At 31.0% G+C, this 19,372-nt stretch carries 19 protein-coding genes; 11 read left to right on the forward strand and 8 right to left on the reverse strand.

Translation table 11 applies throughout. The features are described from left to right. On the reverse strand, nucleotides 1-924 hold the full coding sequence (locus ACYX4H_RS01725) for a lytic transglycosylase domain-containing protein (RefSeq protein ID WP_476237493.1): 924 nt from the start codon (nucleotides 922-924) through the stop codon (nucleotides 1-3). A 33-nt stretch (nucleotides 925-957) separates the two neighbouring features. Continuing rightward, complete coding sequence (locus ACYX4H_RS01730) at nucleotides 958-1,623, reverse strand: alpha/beta hydrolase (protein WP_476237494.1); 666 nt, start codon at nucleotides 1,621-1,623, stop codon at nucleotides 958-960. 122 nt (nucleotides 1,624-1,745) lie between these two features. Between ACYX4H_RS01730 and ACYX4H_RS01735 the strand changes: the two genes are divergently transcribed. Further along, the gene (locus ACYX4H_RS01735; protein WP_475295462.1) at nucleotides 1,746-2,042 is read left to right on the forward strand and encodes an N-acetyltransferase; all 297 of its coding nucleotides are present in this window, start codon (nucleotides 1,746-1,748) and stop codon (nucleotides 2,040-2,042) included. A gap of 61 nt (nucleotides 2,043-2,103) precedes the next feature. Here ACYX4H_RS01735 and ACYX4H_RS01740 read toward each other — a convergent pair whose 3' ends face one another. Next, complete coding sequence (locus tag ACYX4H_RS01740) at nucleotides 2,104-2,493, reverse strand: hypothetical protein (RefSeq protein WP_476237495.1); 390 nt, start codon at nucleotides 2,491-2,493, stop codon at nucleotides 2,104-2,106. A gap of 98 nt (nucleotides 2,494-2,591) precedes the next feature. Next, a complete protein-coding gene (mtaB, locus tag ACYX4H_RS01745) occupies nucleotides 2,592-3,914 on the reverse strand; it encodes a tRNA (N(6)-L-threonylcarbamoyladenosine(37)-C(2))-methylthiotransferase MtaB (RefSeq protein ID WP_476237497.1) in 1,323 nt (440 codons plus the stop codon). Nucleotides 3,915-4,000: 86 nt separating this feature from the next. Between mtaB and ACYX4H_RS01750 the strand changes: the two genes are divergently transcribed. Continuing rightward, entirely contained in the window at nucleotides 4,001-5,629 is a 1,629-nt protein-coding gene (locus ACYX4H_RS01750) for an ABC transporter substrate-binding protein (protein WP_476237498.1), read from the forward strand. Here ACYX4H_RS01750 and ACYX4H_RS01755 read toward each other — a convergent pair. The 3 genes from ACYX4H_RS01755 to ACYX4H_RS01765 all read right to left on the reverse strand — a co-directional run bounded on the left by ACYX4H_RS01755 (nucleotide 5,626) and on the right by ACYX4H_RS01765 (nucleotide 8,030). Then, nucleotides 5,626-6,345: a lysoplasmalogenase family protein gene (locus tag ACYX4H_RS01755; protein ID WP_476237499.1), complete on the reverse strand. Its 720-nt coding sequence runs from the start codon at nucleotides 6,343-6,345 to the stop codon at nucleotides 5,626-5,628. The two genes, ACYX4H_RS01750 and ACYX4H_RS01755, sit on opposite strands and share 4 nt — an antisense overlap. A gap of 124 nt (nucleotides 6,346-6,469) precedes the next feature. Beyond that, the gene (locus tag ACYX4H_RS01760) at nucleotides 6,470-7,645 is read right to left on the reverse strand and encodes a GlmU family protein (RefSeq protein WP_476237501.1); all 1,176 of its coding nucleotides are present in this window, start codon (nucleotides 7,643-7,645) and stop codon (nucleotides 6,470-6,472) included. Nucleotides 7,646-7,778: 133 nt separating this feature from the next. Then, nucleotides 7,779-8,030 carry a type B 50S ribosomal protein L31 gene (locus ACYX4H_RS01765; protein ID WP_147135912.1) on the reverse strand — a complete coding sequence of 84 codons (252 nt, stop codon included), beginning with the start codon at nucleotides 8,028-8,030 and terminating at the stop codon, nucleotides 7,779-7,781. A 161-nt stretch (nucleotides 8,031-8,191) separates the two neighbouring features. Between ACYX4H_RS01765 and ACYX4H_RS01770 the strand changes: the two genes are divergently transcribed. The 7 genes from ACYX4H_RS01770 to ACYX4H_RS01800 all read left to right on the forward strand — a co-directional run bounded on the left by ACYX4H_RS01770 (nucleotide 8,192) and on the right by ACYX4H_RS01800 (nucleotide 15,156). Further along, on the forward strand, nucleotides 8,192-8,725 hold the full coding sequence (locus ACYX4H_RS01770) for a DUF4199 domain-containing protein (RefSeq protein ID WP_476237503.1): 534 nt from the start codon (nucleotides 8,192-8,194) through the stop codon (nucleotides 8,723-8,725). Nucleotides 8,726-8,768: 43 nt separating this feature from the next. Further along, a complete protein-coding gene (locus tag ACYX4H_RS01775) occupies nucleotides 8,769-9,716 on the forward strand; it encodes a glycosyltransferase family 2 protein (protein ID WP_476237505.1) in 948 nt (315 codons plus the stop codon). Nucleotides 9,717-9,786: 70 nt separating this feature from the next. Beyond that, on the forward strand, nucleotides 9,787-11,517 hold the full coding sequence (locus ACYX4H_RS01780) for a phospho-sugar mutase (RefSeq protein ID WP_476237507.1): 1,731 nt from the start codon (nucleotides 9,787-9,789) through the stop codon (nucleotides 11,515-11,517). Continuing rightward, nucleotides 11,517-13,340 (forward strand): ABC transporter ATP-binding protein, encoded by a 1,824-nt coding sequence (locus tag ACYX4H_RS01785; RefSeq protein WP_476237508.1) that lies wholly within the window; start codon nucleotides 11,517-11,519, stop codon nucleotides 13,338-13,340. Before ACYX4H_RS01780 ends, ACYX4H_RS01785 begins: the two co-directional genes overlap by 1 nt. Before the next feature lie 291 nt (nucleotides 13,341-13,631). After that, nucleotides 13,632-14,174, forward strand: a complete 543-nt coding sequence (locus tag ACYX4H_RS01790) for an RNA polymerase sigma factor (protein WP_476238622.1) — start codon at nucleotides 13,632-13,634, stop codon at nucleotides 14,172-14,174. Nucleotides 14,175-14,207: 33 nt separating this feature from the next. Further along, a complete protein-coding gene (locus ACYX4H_RS01795; protein WP_476237510.1) occupies nucleotides 14,208-14,702 on the forward strand; it encodes a hypothetical protein in 495 nt (164 codons plus the stop codon). Nucleotides 14,703-14,712: 10 nt separating this feature from the next. Beyond that, nucleotides 14,713-15,156, forward strand: a complete 444-nt coding sequence (locus tag ACYX4H_RS01800) for a sensor of ECF-type sigma factor (RefSeq protein WP_476237511.1) — start codon at nucleotides 14,713-14,715, stop codon at nucleotides 15,154-15,156. A gap of 34 nt (nucleotides 15,157-15,190) precedes the next feature. Here ACYX4H_RS01800 and ACYX4H_RS01805 read toward each other — a convergent pair whose 3' ends face one another. Continuing rightward, nucleotides 15,191-16,237 (reverse strand): WD40/YVTN/BNR-like repeat-containing protein, encoded by a 1,047-nt coding sequence (locus ACYX4H_RS01805; RefSeq protein ID WP_476237512.1) that lies wholly within the window; start codon nucleotides 16,235-16,237, stop codon nucleotides 15,191-15,193. A gap of 98 nt (nucleotides 16,238-16,335) precedes the next feature. On the opposite strand from ACYX4H_RS01805, the gene ACYX4H_RS01810 reads away from it, so the two are divergent. Together ACYX4H_RS01810 and ACYX4H_RS01815 are read left to right on the forward strand one after the other, a co-directional pair. Then, a complete protein-coding gene (locus tag ACYX4H_RS01810) occupies nucleotides 16,336-17,547 on the forward strand; it encodes an RsmB/NOP family class I SAM-dependent RNA methyltransferase (protein ID WP_476238623.1) in 1,212 nt (403 codons plus the stop codon). 9 nt (nucleotides 17,548-17,556) lie between these two features. Next, a complete protein-coding gene (locus ACYX4H_RS01815) occupies nucleotides 17,557-19,353 on the forward strand; it encodes an endonuclease (RefSeq protein WP_476237513.1) in 1,797 nt (598 codons plus the stop codon). The last annotated feature ends 19 nt before the right edge of the window (nucleotides 19,354-19,372 follow it).

Consider the following 19,372-nt stretch of genomic DNA (forward strand, 5'->3'; position numbering starts at 1 on the left):
TTATTGGTAATAGCCTTCTTTAGGAATATCTATGTGATAAAGTTTTCTAGATTTATTATTTAAATGTTTTTCGCGAAGCCAAGGGTTGTGCAACTTTAAAATTTTATAGTTTATACCAAATTTTTCGGCAAACTTTGAAAAATCTGTTACAGCAGTATCAACTTCTACTTTATAAGTTGGAATATTAGTGTATAAATCTTTTTCTCTAAAATTAAAACCGTATTTACCTGGGTTTGATAAAATTTCTTTTAAAGCTACTATTCTAAATAAATATCGGCCAGTTTCTTCACCAAGTAACAAATCATAATAATCTGTTACATTTTGTTCTCTTAATCTTCGAGAAACACCTGCGGTACCAGCGTTGTATGCAGCTGCAGCTAGTGTCCATGAGCCTAAATTTTCTTTAGCTCTAATTAAATATTTACAAGCTACTTCGGTAGCTTTTTCTAAATGGTATCGTTCATCAACATTGGTGTTAACTTCTAAACCATTTTCTCTACCGGTAGCTTTCATAATTTGCCAAACACCTCTTGCGCCTGCTGGTGACACGGCGTTTGTTAATCCGCTTTCAATAACGGCTAAATATTTAAAATCATCTGGCACTCCATGTTTAGCTAAAATAGGTTCAATTATTGGAAAGTATTTTTTTGCACGTTTAAACATTAATAACCCGTTAGATTGCCAATAGGTGTTAACTAAAAGCTCTCTGTCCATTCGTTCTAAAATATCTGGATTGCTTAAAGGCATTTGTTCACCTGCAAAATTTAAGTTTTCAGGCACTTGTAATGCATAAACATTATAATCGTTTATTAATTTTTTTTCAAAATTTTCATCGGTAGGTGCGTCTTGTAGGGCATAAATAAATATAAAACATAAACTTAACAATCCTACACACGCTAAAATGCGTTCTGCTGTCTTTATCATTTAAAAGTTTTGCCTAAAATTACTAAAAAAGCATTAATCTTTTAAAATAATATTGGGTAAATGTGTGTTAAACCATCGGTATTTATTTATAATCATAATATGTGTTCCTTTGGGTATTGTAATACAATGGTTTATGCTTTTAATAGGAAAAACGGCATCATTATCTCCATGAATATGAATTATATTTTCTTGAGGTTTTTCTTGGTTCCAACTTACCATTTCTTTTATTGCCCAATCTAAATATGTATTATCACTAACCGCTAAGTATTTTTTGTACAGTTTTAAACGTTTAGTAAAGCCTTTGCCAAAAGCGTATTTTTCTAAAACATCAATTTTACTTGCTAAATGTGTTGGTAGCAACTTGTAAACACCTGTGGTTTTGGCTAATTGCATGTGTATTGGTATTTCTTGCCTACTTTTAACACTAGAAACTATAATTACTTTTTTTACCTTAATGTGTTTGCTCATTTCTTGCACAAGCACACCACCAAAGGAAACACCTAATAAAACTGGGTTTTGGTGTTCTATTTTTTTAGTCATTCTTAAAGCATAACTACCTAAGGATTCATTAGTTAAGGGTATTTCCCATTCTAAATAATGCAATTTAAAAGTATCTTGAGGCAAATCTATATATTCAAAAATTAATGAACTAGCGGCCATACCCGGCATTAAGTATATGTGTATTAACTCTTGACTCATAGGCTATTAACTTTACTAAATATTTAATATATGGTTTTTTTTTCGTACTTTTGCACTTTAAAGTAAACGTAGTAAATCGTTTACGTATTTTATTCCTCGCTTAAATTAAAACAAATATACAAATGGTTGATGCTGCTGAATTAATAGACAATGATTTTTTACGCCAATTTGAATTAAAAGTTGATGACAAGTTAGCTAAAATTGAATATTCTTTACAAGAGCGTAAAATATTTTTAACAAAACTTATTATTCCTGAAACAATTAGTGATGACGATTTTAAAAAAGAGTTTTTAGAAGCTGTTTTTGAGTTAATTCAGGAAAGAAACTTAAGCATTGTACCAACAAGTCCGGAAATTGCAAAATTTGTAAGAAGTAACCGAAAATACAAGCGTATGTTACCTGTTGGTGTTAGAATTTAAGTTTCATTTAAAAAAAATTAAAACCGCTACATTGAGTATTCACTTAGTTTTAGCGGTTTTTTTAATTATTTTCTAAAAGCGAATAATCATTTGAAATTTTATTTAATATGATATTAGTTTGATTATTAGCCACTAATTGGTTTTGTGTGTTTACAGTATATACTTCAGTTTCTCCGCTTGCCAGAACAATTTCAATAATACCATTAGTGTTTTTCCAGCTTTTATTGCCTTGAAAGTTTGAAATAACATGTCCTTCAGCATCTTCAACAACATTTATTTTTGCCGATGCACCATGTGTTCCAAAAATTAATTTTAAGGTGTGTGTATTCTGGTTTATGGTTGATATATTTTGCCAAGTACCATAGATAGTAGTGTTTTCATCTACATTATCTTTAGAACACGATAATGTTAAAACAAAACCAATTAATACTATTTTAGACCAATATGTCATTTTTTTTTGAAACTTAATATTTTCAATTCAAATGTAACATTAAGCATGTAATGAAAACAAACAAATCTGTTTAAGCGTTATAAATTTAAGTTTAAAATTTAGGCTAATACTTTAGTAAAATTAAAACGCACCAAACCATCTGCATCTATTTCGGTTAACTCAACTTGATGCAACGTATTAACCAAAGCAGGATTCCACGGTGTTTTTACCTTCACGTAATTTTCTGTAAAGCCATGAATATAACCTTCTTTATTTTCGCTTTCAAAAAGCACTGTTCTGGTAGTTCCTATTTGGCTTTCGTAAAAAGCACGACGTTTTTTAACTGATAAGCCACGTAGCATTTTACTGCGTTTACTGCGTATGTTTTTTGGCACTACACCGCCCATAGCTGCTGCTTCAGTATTATCTCGTTCAGAATACGTAAACACATGTAAATATGAAATATCTAATTCATTTAAAAAGTTATATGTTTCAAAAAAATGAGCATCAGTTTCACCAGGAAAACCAACAATAACATCAACACCAATACAGGCATGTGGCATAACTTCTTTTATTTTAGCTACCCTATCAACATACAATTCACGCATGTAACGGCGCTTCATTTTTTTTAAAATTTCATTATTTCCACTTTGTAAAGGCACATGAAAATGTGGTACAAATGCTCTAGATTTTGAAACCAAATCTATAGTTTCATTTTTAAGCAAATTAGGTTCAATAGATGAAATACGTAAACGCTCAATACCTTCAACTTTATCAAGCTCTGTAACTAAATCTAGAAATGTGTGCTCATGTTTTTTATTGCCAAATTCACCTTTACCATAATCGCCTATATTAACACCCGTTAAAACAATTTCTTTTATGTTTTTAGCAGAAATTTCTCGGGCATTTTTTAGTACATTTTCCATGGTATCACTTCGTGAAATACCACGTGCTAAAGGAATTGTACAATAGGTACATTTATAATCGCAGCCATCTTGCACCTTTAAAAAAGCACGTGTTCTGTCTCCAATAGAGTATGAGCCCACGTAAAAATCTGCCTCTTCAATTTCGCAAGAGTGTACTTCGCCAAAATCGTTTTTACTTAAATCGTTCAGATAATCTGTAATTTTAAATTTCTCGGTAGCACCAAGCACCAAATCTACGCCATTTACATCGGCTAATTCTTGTGGTTTTAATTGGGCATAACAGCCAACAGCAGCTATAAATGCTTTTTCATTAGTTTTTTGTGCTTGTTTTACAATGGTTTTAAAGCGTTTATCGGCATTTTCAGTAACAGAACATGTGTTAATTACATAAATATCTGCTTTTTCAGAAAAATCTACCCTTTCAAAACCTTCATTATTAAAATTTCTTGCAATGGTTGATGTTTCAGAAAAATTAAGCTTACAGCCTAATGTGTAAAATGCCACTTTTTTGTTCATTATATTTGTGCCCTTAACTTGTATCAGGTTCTATTTAAAATTATCTTTACAACTAAAAGATTGCAAATTTACAACTAATAAGTTATATGATAAAACCTATAACAAACCAATTAACAAACTATTTTTCAATTAGTTGTATTATTATTTTTTTATTTTCTTGTGCTAATAATGAAAAAACAAACAAAGATCATCTTGTTTTTAGGTACAATGAATATGCTAATATTAACACGCTAGACCCTGCTTTTTCTAGAACGTTACAAGATAACTCTATAAACAATCAGTTATACAATGGCTTGGTTCAGCTAGATGATGAACTTAATATAAAACCTTGTATTGCAAAAAGTTGGGCCATTTCTAAAAATGCAAAAACCTATACATTTTATTTAAGAAACGATGTTTATTTTCATAAACATTTGCTATTTGGCAAAGATTCAACCAGGACCGTAAAAGCTTCAGATTTTGAATACAGCTTAAACCGCCTAAGAGATGAAAAAATAGCGGCTCCCGGCAGTTGGGTATTAAATAAAGTAGATGATTTTAAAGCCATAAACGACACCGTTTTTCAAATACAACTAAAACAACCTTTTCCTGCATTTATTGGTTTGCTTACCATGAAATACTGCTCTGTAGTGCCAAAAGAAATTGTTGAACATTATGGCAACAATTTTAGAGCAAACCCCATTGGTACAGGCCCTTTTAAATTTAAACGTTGGGAAGAAAACATAAAATTGGTGCTACGAAAAAACAATTTATATTTTGAAAAAGATAGTCTTGGAAATAATTTACCATATTTAGAAGCTGTTGCGCTTACGTTTTTACCTGATAAGCAAAGCGAATTTTTACAATTTGCGCAAGGTAATATAGATTTTATATCGGGCTTGGATGCATCATACAAAGATGAGCTTTTAACCAGCAATGGTACTTTAAGAACAAAATATGAAACAACGGTGAATATGATTCGTGGCCCCTATTTAAACACAGAATACTTGGGTTTTTATTTAGATTCTGAAACACCTGAAATTCAATCTAAACTCATAAGAAAGGCCATTAATTATGGTTTTGACAGAAAAAAAATGATGCTTTACTTAAACAACGGTGTTGGAAACCCTGCAAATGGTGGTTTTATTCCTTTAGGTTTAGCTGGCCACAGTAAACAATCTGGTTATAACTACAACCCTAAAAAAGCCAAACAATTAATTACACAGTTTAAAAAAGAAACAGGTATTGAAAACCCTGAAATTACATTAGTAACAACAAGTAATTATTTAAGCTTTTGTGAATTTATTCAACGCGAACTTGAAAAAGCTGGTTTAAAAATTAATGTTGATGTTATGCCAGAAGCTGCATTACGTAGTGCACGCTCAAACGGTAAAGTAGATATGTTTAGAAGCTCTTGGATTGCCGATTATTTAGATGCCGAAAACTATCTATCTATTTTCTACAGCAAAAATTTTGCGCCTAACGGTTCAAATTATTTTCACTTTAAAAACAAAACTGTTGATAGCCTATACAACAAAGCCTTTACAATTAGTAATATTAGTGAACGTAAACATATTTACAAAACTATAGATTCTATAGCTATGGATAATGCTATTATGGTGCCGCTATATTATGATGAAGTCATACGTTTTACAAGAAAAAATGTTGAAGGTTTAGGCATAAACCCCATTAACATGATAGATTTACGATTTGTAAAAAAAGCCGCAAGCAATTAAAATTTACTTTCAAAAAGTGGTTTTACATGTTGTTTTTTACCTTCTTCAACTAAACCTATAATAATTAATAATTGCGAAACGCCATAAAAAAGCATCATAAGCAATGGGTTAAAAGGAATAATTAATGACGAAAAAGAAGATAAAGATACTAGGCTATCTGAAACAATAGAAGCTAGAACACCATATAAAACCCACAAATAACTAGACCTGTTAACGGCATTTTTTCTTAATAGCGTAAATAAAAATACATTTACACCTACAAACAAATAAGTCATAGCTAAATAAAACCATTGGTCATTAAAGTTAGTGTACATTAATGAAAAAATAAGCACCATGTAAAGAAACAAAATTGATAAATAAGGTAAAATTTTAGAAAACCTAAAGTCGGTATTTGTAATTAACCTTAATATATAGCATATTTTGGCTAGTGTAAAACATATTACCGCTGCATCGTATAAATGTGGTATTTTATAAAATAACATTAAAATATCTCCAGCCCAAAAAAATAATAACGCTATTGTAACATATATAAAATGACGTTTTTTTTGGTATTTGGTATTAGCAAAACAATAAAGAAATAAAGCTATTACTAGACCCGATTTGGTTATAACCCTAAACAATGAAGTTTCTTCAATAGATTTTATAATAAGATCTATTAAAAGTAAACTGCAATATATTAAAAAAAAATATTTCCTGTTTTTAAAGAGAGACAGCATTAATTAGTTATTGTATAGTATACTAAAGTAAATAATATTATAAATTATAAAAAGCAAAACTAAAACTATTCGTTTAAATACATACAAATCAATGGTTAACAACTAAGAAACATGTTATTTAGTGTTATGTTCTACGATATTTTTTAGTTTCTTCAAAAACATGTTCTAGTATTTTTTTATCTAATTCTGTAAAGTCTATTTTACGTCTTGCCATAACTACTTTAGCAACTTCAAAAGCTTTTTTGGTTAAATAGGTTGTAAAACCACTACTTCCACCCCAGCTAAAACTTGGTACAAAATTTCTAGGGAAACCGCTACCAAAAATATTAGCACTAACACCAACTACAGTACCTGTGTTAAACATGGTGTTAATACCACATTTACTATGATCTCCCATCATTAAACCACAAAATTGCAAGCCTGTTTTTGCAAAACCTTCTGTTTTATAATCCCATAGTCTAACTTCGGCGTAATTATTTTTAAGGTTAGAGTTATTGGTATCTGCACCTAAATTACACCATTCACCCAAAACAGAGTTTCCTAAAAACCCATCATGCCCCTTGTTTGAATATCCAAAAATAACGGAATTATTAACTTCACCACCAACTTTACTATGTGGCCCAACCGTAGTTGCCCCATAAATTTTCGTAGCTAATTTCAATGTAGCATTTTCGCACAAAGCTAATGACCCACGTACTACTGTTCCTTCCATAATTTCGGCATTTTTACCTATGTATATTGGGCCAGAACTAGCATTTAGGGTCGCAAAATTTAATTTTGCTCCTTTTTCAATAAAAATATTTTCGGCATTTAGTGTATTAACAGTGGCAGGAATTGGCTGCGATTTTCTATTCTTTGTAATAAGATTAAAATCTTCTTGTATTGCTTCTCCATTTTTTGAAAAAATATCCCAAGTATTTTCAATTTTCAAGCAATCATCTTCAAAATCAATGGCTTCAAATGTATTAAAATCTATATTTTCTTGAGCTTCTTTTGTATAAAATGCAATTACATCTTCATCTTTAAAAATAGCCTGATTTTCTTGTAAGTTTAACACCATTTCAACCAACTCTAAATTTGGCAAATAGGATGCATTAATCATTATATTTTCATCCATTTCTACCATTGGATATTTTTCAGACAAATAATCTTCAGTAACTGTTGTTGTGGTAGTATTTAAAAACGTTTCCCATTTTTCTCTAATGGTTAAAATACCAACTCTAATATCGGCTACAGGGCGCGTGTAGGTAAATGGTAGTAAATTATTTCTAAAAGGCCCATCAAAAAGAATATAGTTCATTTTTATAGTTTGAAGTTTAATATTAAACGTTTTGTTTTAACAACGTTTTCAATATCAAATGTAATTTAAAAGTATAAAACAAAAAAGCCTTTCTTATTCAGAAAGGCTCACAAATATTATTATATAGTTAAGTTTATTTTTTAAACTTAGCGTATTTAGTTTTAAATTTATCAATACGTCCTGCTGTATCTACTAATTTAGATTTACCAGTGTAGTAAGGATGCGATGTTCTTGAAATTTCCATTTTTATTAGTGGATACTCAACACCATCAACCTCTAGAGTTTCATTAGTATCAGCAGTAGATTTTGTTAAAAAAACATCATCATTAGACATATCTTTAAACGCTACTATTCTATAATTTTCTGGATGTATACCTTTTTTCATCGCTTTAAACTTTTAAAGTCCTTAATTTTTCGAGGTGCAAATTTAATCATTTTTTATAATTGAACAACACTTTTTTTAAATTTTATTTAAACTTTTTTTGTAACTATTCATTACTTTTATGCACTAACGCTTTAAATCAACTTTAAAATTACAAAAATATAATGGAAAAATCATTCAAATCTGTAGCGGTAAATTTTGGGCTTTATTTGGGTATTGCCTTAACAATGCTTACTCTTGGCGCCTACATAATTAACGTTGAGCTGTTTTTAAACACACTATTTGGTGTATCATTTTACATAATTGCCATTGCTTTAGCCATTGTTGCTATTATTAACGTAAAAAAACTTTTAAACGGTTTTATTAGTTTTAAAGAAGCTTTTACAACGTATTTTATAACAATACTAATAGGTTTTGGCATTGTTACCTTAGTATCATTTATACTATTTAATTTTGTTGATGTTGAAGCTGCTGCTTTATTAAAAGAAAAATCGCTTGAAAAAATTGCGCGTGTTTATAAAAGTATGAATTTTGCCCCTGATAAAATTGCAGAAATGGTTGAGAAAATAGAATCAGACAACATGTATTCTTTAAAAAACTCAATAATATCATTATTTGTAAATTACTTACTACCTTTAAGTATTATTGGGCTGCTAGTTGCTGCAGTTATGAAAAAAAATAATCCAGAGGCCAGATAATTTCACTATTTTTGAGGCTATCTTAAGTTTTCAAATTTTTTAAATGAATATATCTGTAGTTATACCACTACTTAACGAACAAGAATCTTTAAAAGAATTACATGATTGGATTGCGCAAGTTATGCAATCCAATCGTTTTTCATATGAAATCATTTTTATTGATGATGGTAGCACAGACAATTCTTGGCAAGTAATTAAAAGTTTATCTTTAGAAAACACCAATGTTAAAGGTATTAGGTTTTTAAAAAACTTTGGAAAATCACAGGCATTACACGCTGGTTTTGAAAAAAGCCAAGGAGATGTTGTGATAACCATGGATGCCGATTTACAAGATAGCCCAGACGAAATACCCGGACTTTACAATATGATTATTAATGATGGATACGATTTAGTATCTGGCTGGAAAAAGAAACGTTTTGATTCTATTTTAGCAAAAAATCTACCATCAAAACTATTTAATTGGGCTGCCAGAAAAACATCGGGTGTAAAACTAAACGATTTTAACTGCGGCCTTAAAGCCTACAAACAAACTGTTGTAAAAAATATTGATGTTAACGGCGAAATGCATCGCTATATACCCGTACTATCAAAAAACGCTGGTTTTGCCAACATAGGTGAAAAAATAGTAATTCACCAAGCTAGAAAATATGGCGAAACCAAATTTGGCATGAACCGTTTTATAAATGGCTTTTTAGATTTAATAACCATTTGGTTTATTTCAAGGTTTGGCAAACAACCCATGCATTTATTTGGCGCCTTAGGTGTTATTATGTTTATAATTGGCTTAGGTTTTTCAATGTATTTGGGTATAGATAAATTGTTTTTAAACCCCACAGGCCGTTTAATAACAGATCGTCCACAATTTTACATAGCCCTTTCAACCATGATAATTGGTACTCAATTTTTTGTTGCTGGCTTTTTAGGCGAAATTGTACTACGCTCAACCCAAGACAAAAAACGCTACTTAATAAAAGACAAACTAAATTTATAACAACCTTGCATTTATAGCCGTATTTTTTAATCATTTAACTATTTTTGTACCATAAAAATTTATCCACGCCATGATTCAAATTGAACCAAAAATTTTAGACAGAATAAACACTTGGTTAACATCAACTTTTGATGAAGAAACCCAACAATTTATTAAAGATAGTATTGCCAACAACCCTAAAGATATTCAAGAAAGCTTTTACAAAGATTTAGAATTTGGTACCGGTGGCATGCGTGGTGTTATGGGCATTGGCACAAATAGAATAAACAAATACACCTTAGGCAAAAGCACACAGGGTTTAAGTAATTATTTAAAAGAATCTTTTCCTGGTGAAAACATAAAAACTGTTATTGCTTATGATTGTAGAAATAACAGTAAAACATTAGCTAAAGTTGTAGCCGATGTATTTTCGGCAAATGGTATTGAAGTATATTTATTTGAAGATTTACGCCCTACCCCAGAACTTTCATTTGCTGTAAAACACTTAAACTGCCATTGTGGTATTGTTTTAACAGCATCTCACAATCCGCCAGAATATAACGGATATAAAGTGTACTGGCAAGATGGTGGACAATTAGTACCACCACAAGATGGCGCTGTAATAAATGAAATAAATGCTTTAAAATACGAAGACATAAAATTTGAAGCCAATGAAAACCTCATTAATTATATAGGTAAAGATATTGATGATGTATTTATTGATGCTTCAGTAAAAAACGGTAGTTTAAACCTAACACAGCAAGCAAAAGATAATTTAAGCATTGTTTTTACTTCACTTCACGGTACATCCATTACCGCTGTTCCTGAAACTTTAAAACGTGCAGGTTATAAAAATGTACATATTGTTGAAGAACAAAGAGAACCTAACGGAAACTTTCCAACGGTAAAATCGCCAAACCCAGAAGAACCTGCTGCTTTAAAAATGGCTTTAGAATTAGCCGATAAAGTAAATGCAGATATTGTAATTGGTACAGACCCAGATTGTGACAGGCTTGGTGTAGCCGTAAGAAATACCGATAATGAATTGGTGCTTTTAAACGGAAACCAAACCATGGTAATGATGACCGATTTCCTTTTAAAACTCTGGAAAAACGAAAACAAAATTAATGGCAACGAGTTTATTGCAACCACCATTGTATCTACCCCAATGCTTTCAACAATTGCCAAAAGCTATAACGTTGAAAACAAAATAGTTTTAACGGGCTTTAAATGGATTGCTAAACTTATAAAAGATTTCCCTGAGTTAGATTTTATTGGCGGTGGCGAAGAAAGTTTTGGCTTTATGGTGGGTGATTTTGTACGCGATAAAGATGCCGTAACCTCTACCCTTTTAGCTGTTGAAATTGCAGCACACGCTAAAGCAAATGGCAGCTCATTTTTTGAAGATTTATTAAAACTTTATGTAGAACACGGTTTTTACAAAGAAAAGCTAGTATCATTAACAAAAAAAGGTATTGAAGGCGCTGAAGAAATTAAACAAATGATGGTTGATGCCAGAAACAACCCTTTAAAAGAAATAAACGGCGAAAAAGTAGTGCTTATTGAAGATTACCAAACATCAAAAGCAAAACACACGCTAACTGGTGAAGAAACAGATATTGACGTACCAAAATCTAACGTATTAATTTACTACACAGAAAATGGTACACAAATAGCATTAAGACCAAGTGGTACAGAGCCTAAAATTAAATTTTATGTAAGTGCCAACACCTCTCTAAAATCTATTTCAGAATTTAAAAATATTGAAAATACTTTAGACGATAAATTAGATGCTATTTTAAAAGACATGAAGCTTATTTAATGCACTATTTTAAACAGATAATTGCTTTTGCTAAGCCCTACAAAGCTTATGCAATACTAAACATTATATCAAACATATTCTACGCCCTTTTTGGCACTTTAGCAATGGTTTCGTTATTTCCAATGCTAAATGTTTTATTTGACAAAACCAAGCGGTTAGAAACTAAACCTATTTGGAGTGGCATTGCAAATGCTAAAGAATATGCAGAGAGTTATTTAAATTATTTTGTTACTCAAAAAGCAAATCAAGGTAATGATGATGTTTTAATTTTTATGGTAATACTAGTAATTAGTATGTTTTTACTAAAAAACATTTTTAATTACTTAGCCATGTATTTTATTACATTTTTACGCAATGGTGTTTTAAAAGATTTAAGAAACGCACTTTACAATAAAATAATTAACCTTCCTCTTTCATATTTTTCAGAAAAGAGAAAAGGTGATACAATGGCAAGAATTTCTAATGATGTTCAAGAAATTCAGCATTCATTTTTATCAATTTTAGAACTTATTATTAGAGAACCTCTAATGATAATTTTTACCATTATCACTATGTTTATAATTAGTGCAAAACTCACACTATTTGTATTTATATTCATTCCTGTTTCTGGTTTTTTAATTTCATTAGTTGGTAAAAGTTTAAAAAGAAAATCAGACAAAGTTCAAAAAGAACAAGGTAAGTTCTTATCTATTATTGAAGAAACACTAGGCGGTTTAAAAGTTATAAAAGGCTTTAATGCAGAAGAACAATTTAGTAACAGTTTTAAAAACTCTACTACCAGGTTTTTCAATTTTTCAAACAAGCTATTAAATCGTCAAAATTTAGCGTCGCCAACAAGTGAATTTTTAGGTATTTCCGTAATATCTGTATTACTTTGGTACGGTGGCCAAATGGTTTTAATAGATAAAACTTTAGACGCTGGTTTATTTATAGTTTATATGGGTTTGGCCTATAATATTTTAACACCTGCAAAAGCTATAAGTAAAGCAAGCTATAGTGTTAAAAAAGGAAATGCCGCAGCAGAACGTGTGCTAGATGTTTTAAACACAAAATCACCTTTAGAAGACAAACCTAAAACTACTAAAAAAGATAACTTTCAAAACACTATTAGCTTCAAAAATATATCTTTTAAATACGAAGACGAATACGTTTTAAAAGACTTTTCATTATCTATTGAAAAAGGTAAAACTGTTGCGTTAGTTGGGCAATCTGGTAGCGGAAAAAGTACCATTGCAAATTTGGTTACTAGGTTTTATGATGTTAATAAAGGCAGCATAAGTATTGATGGTGTTGATATTAAAGACATGCCAAAAAAATCATTACGCAGTTTAATTGGTTTGGTAACACAAGAATCTATTTTATTTAATGATACCATTAAAAACAACCTCTTAATAGGAAAAAAAACAGCTACTGATGCTGAGATTATTGAGGCCTTAAAAGTGGCAAACGCTTGGGAATTTGTTAGCGATTTACCCAATGACATTGAAACCAATATTGGCGACTCTGGCAACAAGCTTTCTGGCGGACAAAAACAACGTTTAAGCATAGCGCGAGCCGTTTTAAAAAGTCCTCCAATAATGGTTTTAGATGAAGCAACATCTGCCTTAGATACCGAAAGTGAACGCTTAGTGCAAGTAGCCTTAGAAAACATGATGAAAAACAGAACATCAATTGTAATAGCACACAGGCTTTCTACTATTCAAAACGCCGATGAAATTATAGTGCTTAAAAAAGGTAAAATTGTTGAACAAGGCAAACACAATGAACTCATTGAAAAAAATGGCACCTACAAAAACCTTGTTGAAATGCAAAGTTTAGCTTAAATACAAAATACATAAAAAGTAAAAAGGATAGACATTTGGGGCATCTATCCTTTTTTTAGTTAGTTGATAGACATTTGGGGCATCTATCAACACAAGTAGGTTCTGGTACAAACATATTACAAAAAGAAATATTTCACAAGAAAAAAATGCGTTTAATCGATTTTAAATGTATTTCGTCGATTAAAATTATTATAAATAATTGAATATCAATAAATTAATTTTGTTTAAAATTTTTCTACAAACCAATTAAACTTTTGTAATTTTAAAACGTCTTATAACTAAACTTTGCTGGTGATAAACGAAGACGAATTAATACAACAACTAAAATCTAACACGCACAAAGAACAAGCTTTTAAAGCACTTGTAACGCTTTACAAAGAACGTTTGTATTGGCATATTAGAAACATTGTGAAGATTCATGATGATGCTGATGATGCTTTACAAAACACCTTTATAAAAGTGTATAAAAACATACATAATTTTAAAGGTGACAGCAAACTATACTCATGGTTATATAGAATAGCAACCAATGAATCTATAACTTTGTTAAATAAAAAAGCCAAACAACATCAAATTACTAGTGAAGAAATACAACAATTAGCTATAAATAATTTAACATCCGATGTGTATTTTGAAGGTGATACCATTCAATTAAAATTACAAGAAGCTATTGCCAAATTACCAAGTAAACAGCAAATGGTTTTCAATATGAAATATTTTCAAGATTTAAAATATAAAGAAATAGCCGAAATTTTAGAAACTAGCGAAGGCGCCCTAAAAGCATCATACCATATAGCCGTTAAAAAAATAGAAAGCTATTTAACTAACAATTAAACCTTTAAAAAAAATAACAGTCTTAGTATTAAGATGAAAAAAGATAAATTACATAATATTAAAAATACGGGTTTTAAAACACCAAAAAACTACTTTAATAGTTTTGATGATAACGTAATTAACAACATCAAACTTAAAGCGCAAGTAGAAAACCCAGGCTTTAAAACTCCAAATGATTATTTTAATAAGCTAGAAGATGACATAATTAACAAAGTTTCGGCTTCAAAAAAACAACCTAAAATTATTAAGCTGTTCACCAAAAAACAATTAATATATATTTCTGGCGTTGCTGCAGCCATTGTTTTATTGTTCACTTTAAATATTAAAACTACTGAAAAAACTACAGATTTAGATTACACTACGGTTGAAAACTATATTATTGAAGAAGATATAAGCTCTTATGAAATAGCTGCTTTATTAGAAGATACAGATTTAAACGAAACAAATTTTATTGAGTATAACACCATTGAAGAAGATGCTGTTGAAGATTACATTTTAAATAATTTAAATGTTGAAGATTTATATTAAAAAAACTACTATGAAAAAATACATAATAACCATAATAATTTGCTTAGTTACACTAACAATAAACGCGCAGCATAACCGCGAAAAAATACAATCATTAAAAGTAGCGTTTATTACAGAGCAGTTAGATTTAACTAAAAAAGAAGCTCAAGATTTTTGGCCAGTTTACAATGCTTTTGATAAAAAAAGTGCCACTATTAAATATCATGAAATGCGCACACTAAGGCAAGAAATTAAAGAGAACGTAAACACGCTTACAGATGAAAAAGCTTTAGAGCTAATGACTAAAATAGAAAGTATTGAATCTAGATTATGTACACTTAGAATCAATTTTTCTGAAAAAATAAAAACCATTTTACCACCAAAAAAAGTTATAAAACTTAAGGTGGCCGAAGAAGATTTTAAACGAAAAATGCTAGACCGTTACAGAAAACACAGAGGCCCAGATAAACGATAAAACTAAAAGAGACGCACAACAATCGTCTCTTTTTTTATTCAATAAATGTAAGCTTACAAATTCTGCCACTACCAGCAGCGTATGCAACAGTATCATTTAAAAATCTAATGGTATAAAACGCTTCATCACTTAAATGTTTCCAAGTATTTCCAGCATCATTACTATAATCAATACCTTTAAAACCAACAGCAACTAATGCTTTTGCGTTACTATTAGGCACATATTGCACACAACTTCTATAACCAGGATTTATATTTTGTGCTACTAACTTCCAAGTTTTTCCACCATCGTTAGTTCTAATTTTATTAGCTGCATTACTATTAGGCGCTGTGTAATCTCCACCAATGGCAAAACCGTTATTTTCATCGTAAAAATCAATAGAGTAAATACCTTCAGTGTCTTTACCGCTAATAATTGGTGTGTTGTAAACACGCCATGTTTTTCCTTTATCCTCTGAAAAATAAATTCTACCTGCCGTAGTAGCTATCCACGCTTTATTACCTACAATAGCAATATTTGTATTACTGGCAGCAAAAGCACCTTCGTTTTCAAGAGCTTCAGGCAAATTATTGCACGCTATTTTTTGCCATGTATTACCACCATCTCTGGTAATAATTATACTTAAACAGCCATCAATTTGGTCGCCAATAGCAATGCCTTCTTGTGTATTCCAAAATGCCATGGCATCATAAAACACTTGTTTATGGGTTTCTTTGAAAACCAATTCCATTTCACCAGAATTTCCAGTTTTAAACAACAATGCCGGATTTGCAATACTTAACATAAAAAAATCTGCATTATTATTTGCTACAGCTCTAAACTCTAAATTCAAACTATCATAATTTTGTTTTGAAATAAGCCATTTTCCCGTTTTTGCATCGTACAAACCGTAAGTATTGTTATTAGCTGCAAAAGACAAACTGTTTTTATCTAAAACATCAATAGCTCTAATACTTAAAAGTGTATCATTTAAAATAGTTTCAATATTAATTTCATTAAAAATTATTGGTTTTTCAGCTTTATTGTTTCCGCAAGAAGCTAAAATTAAAACTAGAATTAAATAGGCTAAAAAATGTTTCATTAATTATTTTTTTTGAAAGATAACTTAATATGCTAAATATTAAAAACATTGGCTAAATGTTTACAATTAGTGTAACTTTGCATCCTTATTTATATACAATGCGATTACACCGAAATTTATGCTTTGCCGTTATTGATGGCTTACACCAAATATTTAATGAAGATGAATATGCCGATAAGGTTATACAAGCCCTCTTAAAAAGAGATAAACGCTGGGGCAGCAGAGACCGCGCTTTTGTGGCAGAAACAACCTATGATATTGTTAGGTGGAAACGCTTGTATGCAGAAATTGCTGAAGTTAAAGAACCTTTTAACCGAGACAATCTATGGCGTTTATTTGCAGTTTGGGCAACACTGAAAGGCATTAAATTACCCGATTGGAAATATTTTACAAACACACCAACTAGAAAAATAAAAGGCAAATTTGATGAACTCTCAAAAATTAGAAAATTTAGAGAATCTGTACCAGATTGGATTGACGAAATTGGCGCTAAAGAACTTGGTGAAGACACCTGGACCAAAGAGCTTGCAATACAAAACAAACAAGCCGATGTTATTTTACGCACCAACATTTTAAAAACTACTAAGGAGCAATTACAAAACATATTGTTTGACCAAGGTATTGAAACCGAATTCATTAAAGGCTACCCATTGGCTTTAAAACTTAAAGAGCGCGCCAATGTTTTTGTTACTGATGCTTTTAAAAAAGGATTGTTTGAAGTGCAAGATGCCTCATCTCAATTAGTTGCCGAAATGCTTGATGTAAAACCAGGCATGAAAGTAGTTGACACCTGTGCAGGAGCCGGTGGCAAAACATTGCACATGGCCTCTTTAATGGAAAATAAAGGGCAAATTATTGCTATGGACATTTACGAAAGTAAATTAAAAAAATTAAAAATTAGAGCCAGACGCAATGGTGTACATAACATTGATTTAAAGGTTATAGACTCTACAAAACCTATAAAAAAACTATATAATAAAGCCGATCGTGTTTTAATTGATGCCCCATGTTCTGGTTTAGGTGTTTTACGTAGAAACCCAGACTCAAAATGGAAATTAGAACCGCAATTTTTAGATCAAATTAGAAGTATTCAACAAGATATTTTACAACAATACTCTAAAATGGTTAAATCTGGCGGAAAATTAGTGTATGCTACCTGCTCTGTTTTACCTTCTGAAAACGAAAATCAAGTTAATGATTTTTTAACATCAGAAGCAGGTAAAGCGTTTACCTTTGTAAACGACAAAAAAGTGCTAGCCCACAAGTTTGGATATGATGGGTTTTACATGGCGCTTTTAGAAAAGCACTAACGTAATAAAATGAAACACATACACCTACTGTTGTTTGTAACCACCTTTTTGGGTTACACGCAAGTTACACCGCCTGCAAACTTACAAAGCTATTATAACGGTGTAGATTTTAACAAAACAGGTTTAAATTTATTTAATGATTTAGCTAACAAAACCTCTAGTAAACACACCAACTTTTTAAGTTACACTCCTGGAATTTGGGAAGCCAGTAAATTTACAGATGAAGACCCAAACAATAGTAATAATGTTCTACTCATTTACGGCTACAATGATAGCGGTAGCACCACAGTACATCGCTCTCGCAGCAAGAACAGTAACGGTGGTAACTCTGGAGATTGGAATAGAGAACACACCTATCCAAAATCTTTAGGAAATCCAAATCTAGGTACAGTAGGCCCTGGTGCCGATGCCCATCATTTACGTCCTTCTGATGTGCAAATGAATGCAAACAGAGGAAACAAAAAATACATTGACGGTTCTGGTTTTGCAGGTAGTACTTCAGGAGGTTGGTACCCTGGAGATGAATGGAAAGGTGATGTTGCACGAATGATGATGTATATGTACTTACGCTATGGTTCACGGTGTTTACCTTCAAATGTTACAATTGGTGCAACAAATAATATAGACACCAATATGATTGATTTATTATTAGAATGGAATGCCCAAGACCCTGTTTCTGCTTTTGAAGATAACCGAAATACATACCACAGTAAAACAAGTAACACATACGCCCAAGGCAACCGAAATCCGTTTATAGATAACCCATATTTAGCTACCATAATTTGGGGTGGCACACCTGCCGAGAACCGTTGGGAAAACCCAACAACTCCAGATAATGAAGCGCCCACTACCCCAACAAATTTAACAGCTTCAAACCCTACAGCCACAACGGTTAACTTAAACTGGACGGCTTCTTCCGATAATCTAGCAGTTACAACCTATAACGTATATGTTAACAACAATTTTTATGCATCTACAAATAGTTCTTCAACCTCATACATTGTAACAGGCTTAGCTCCAGAAACCTTATACAGTTTTGCTGTTTTAGCTAAAGATGCTGCCAATAACACATCTACACTAAGCAATATTGTTAACCAAACAACATTAGCAAGTGGCAGTAATAATAATGGTAATAACTGTATTAATGAAACTTTTGAAAACATTCCTGCCAATGCTTCAAACTACACTACAAGAACATGGGCTGGTAATGATGGTGGTACTTGGACAGCTACAGACGCCAGAACAGATCAAAATTTAAACAACCGAAGTATTTGCATTAGAAATGGATCATTAACATCTCCAACAATATCTGGTGGTATTGGTAACTTAACCGTTACTATGCAATCTACATTTAGCTCAGATTCGTCAGGAAATTTCACATTACTTGTAAATGGAAACGCTGTTGGAAATATTCCTTACAACAAAAATTCGTCAACAACTACCACAATTTCTAACATTAATATTTCAGGAAATGTTACGGTGGTTTTAGAAAATCAATCATCATCAAACAGAGTTAGAATAGATGATGTATCATGGACATGCCACCCAAGTTTAAGCACAAAAAAAACACAATTAAACAACGTAAAAATTCACCCAAACCCTATTAAAATGGGCTCTTATTTAAATATTGAAACCTCAACAAACATTACAGTAAATGTTTTCAATGTAATGGGAACTCTAATAGTTTCAAACAATGTAAACCCAAAACACAATAAAATACAGCTTAAAAAATTACATGCTGGTATTTATATTTTGCAACTTTTTGATGGTTTAAACGCATCAACTAAAAAACTAATTATTGAATAAACCTTTGTGTTTTTGTTAA

This window comes from Seonamhaeicola sp. ABD4_340 (assembly GCF_056312135.1).

Bases quoted from the DNA above. Each gene is read 5' to 3' on its own strand.
- ACYX4H_RS01760 (WP_476237501.1), bottom strand. From the start codon at position 7,645: ATGAACTATATTCTTTTTGATGGGCCTTTTAGAAATAATTTACTACCA.
- ACYX4H_RS01780 (WP_476237507.1), top strand. From the start codon at position 9,787: ATGATTCAAATTGAACCAAAAATTTTAGACAGAATAAACACTTGGTTA.
- mtaB (WP_476237497.1), bottom strand. From the start codon at position 3,914: ATGAACAAAAAAGTGGCATTTTACACATTAGGCTGTAAGCTTAATTTT.
- ACYX4H_RS01800 (WP_476237511.1), top strand. From the start codon at position 14,713: ATGAAAAAATACATAATAACCATAATAATTTGCTTAGTTACACTAACA.
- ACYX4H_RS01775 (WP_476237505.1), top strand. From the start codon at position 8,769: ATGAATATATCTGTAGTTATACCACTACTTAACGAACAAGAATCTTTA.
- ACYX4H_RS01730 (WP_476237494.1), bottom strand. From the start codon at position 1,623: ATGAGTCAAGAGTTAATACACATATACTTAATGCCGGGTATGGCCGCT.
- ACYX4H_RS01815 (WP_476237513.1), top strand. From the start codon at position 17,557: ATGAAACACATACACCTACTGTTGTTTGTAACCACCTTTTTGGGTTAC.
- ACYX4H_RS01805 (WP_476237512.1), bottom strand. From the start codon at position 16,237: ATGAAACATTTTTTAGCCTATTTAATTCTAGTTTTAATTTTAGCTTCT.
- ACYX4H_RS01785 (WP_476237508.1), top strand. From the start codon at position 11,517: ATGCACTATTTTAAACAGATAATTGCTTTTGCTAAGCCCTACAAAGCT.
- ACYX4H_RS01750 (WP_476237498.1), top strand. From the start codon at position 4,001: ATGATAAAACCTATAACAAACCAATTAACAAACTATTTTTCAATTAGT.
- ACYX4H_RS01770 (WP_476237503.1), top strand. From the start codon at position 8,192: ATGGAAAAATCATTCAAATCTGTAGCGGTAAATTTTGGGCTTTATTTG.
- ACYX4H_RS01725 (WP_476237493.1), bottom strand. From the start codon at position 924: ATGATAAAGACAGCAGAACGCATTTTAGCGTGTGTAGGATTGTTAAGT.
- ACYX4H_RS01795 (WP_476237510.1), top strand. From the start codon at position 14,208: ATGAAAAAAGATAAATTACATAATATTAAAAATACGGGTTTTAAAACA.
- ACYX4H_RS01810 (WP_476238623.1), top strand. From the start codon at position 16,336: ATGCGATTACACCGAAATTTATGCTTTGCCGTTATTGATGGCTTACAC.
- ACYX4H_RS01740 (WP_476237495.1), bottom strand. From the start codon at position 2,493: ATGACATATTGGTCTAAAATAGTATTAATTGGTTTTGTTTTAACATTA.
- ACYX4H_RS01755 (WP_476237499.1), bottom strand. From the start codon at position 6,345: ATGCTGTCTCTCTTTAAAAACAGGAAATATTTTTTTTTAATATATTGC.
- ACYX4H_RS01765 (WP_147135912.1), bottom strand. From the start codon at position 8,030: ATGAAAAAAGGTATACATCCAGAAAATTATAGAATAGTAGCGTTTAAA.
- ACYX4H_RS01735 (WP_475295462.1), top strand. From the start codon at position 1,746: ATGGTTGATGCTGCTGAATTAATAGACAATGATTTTTTACGCCAATTT.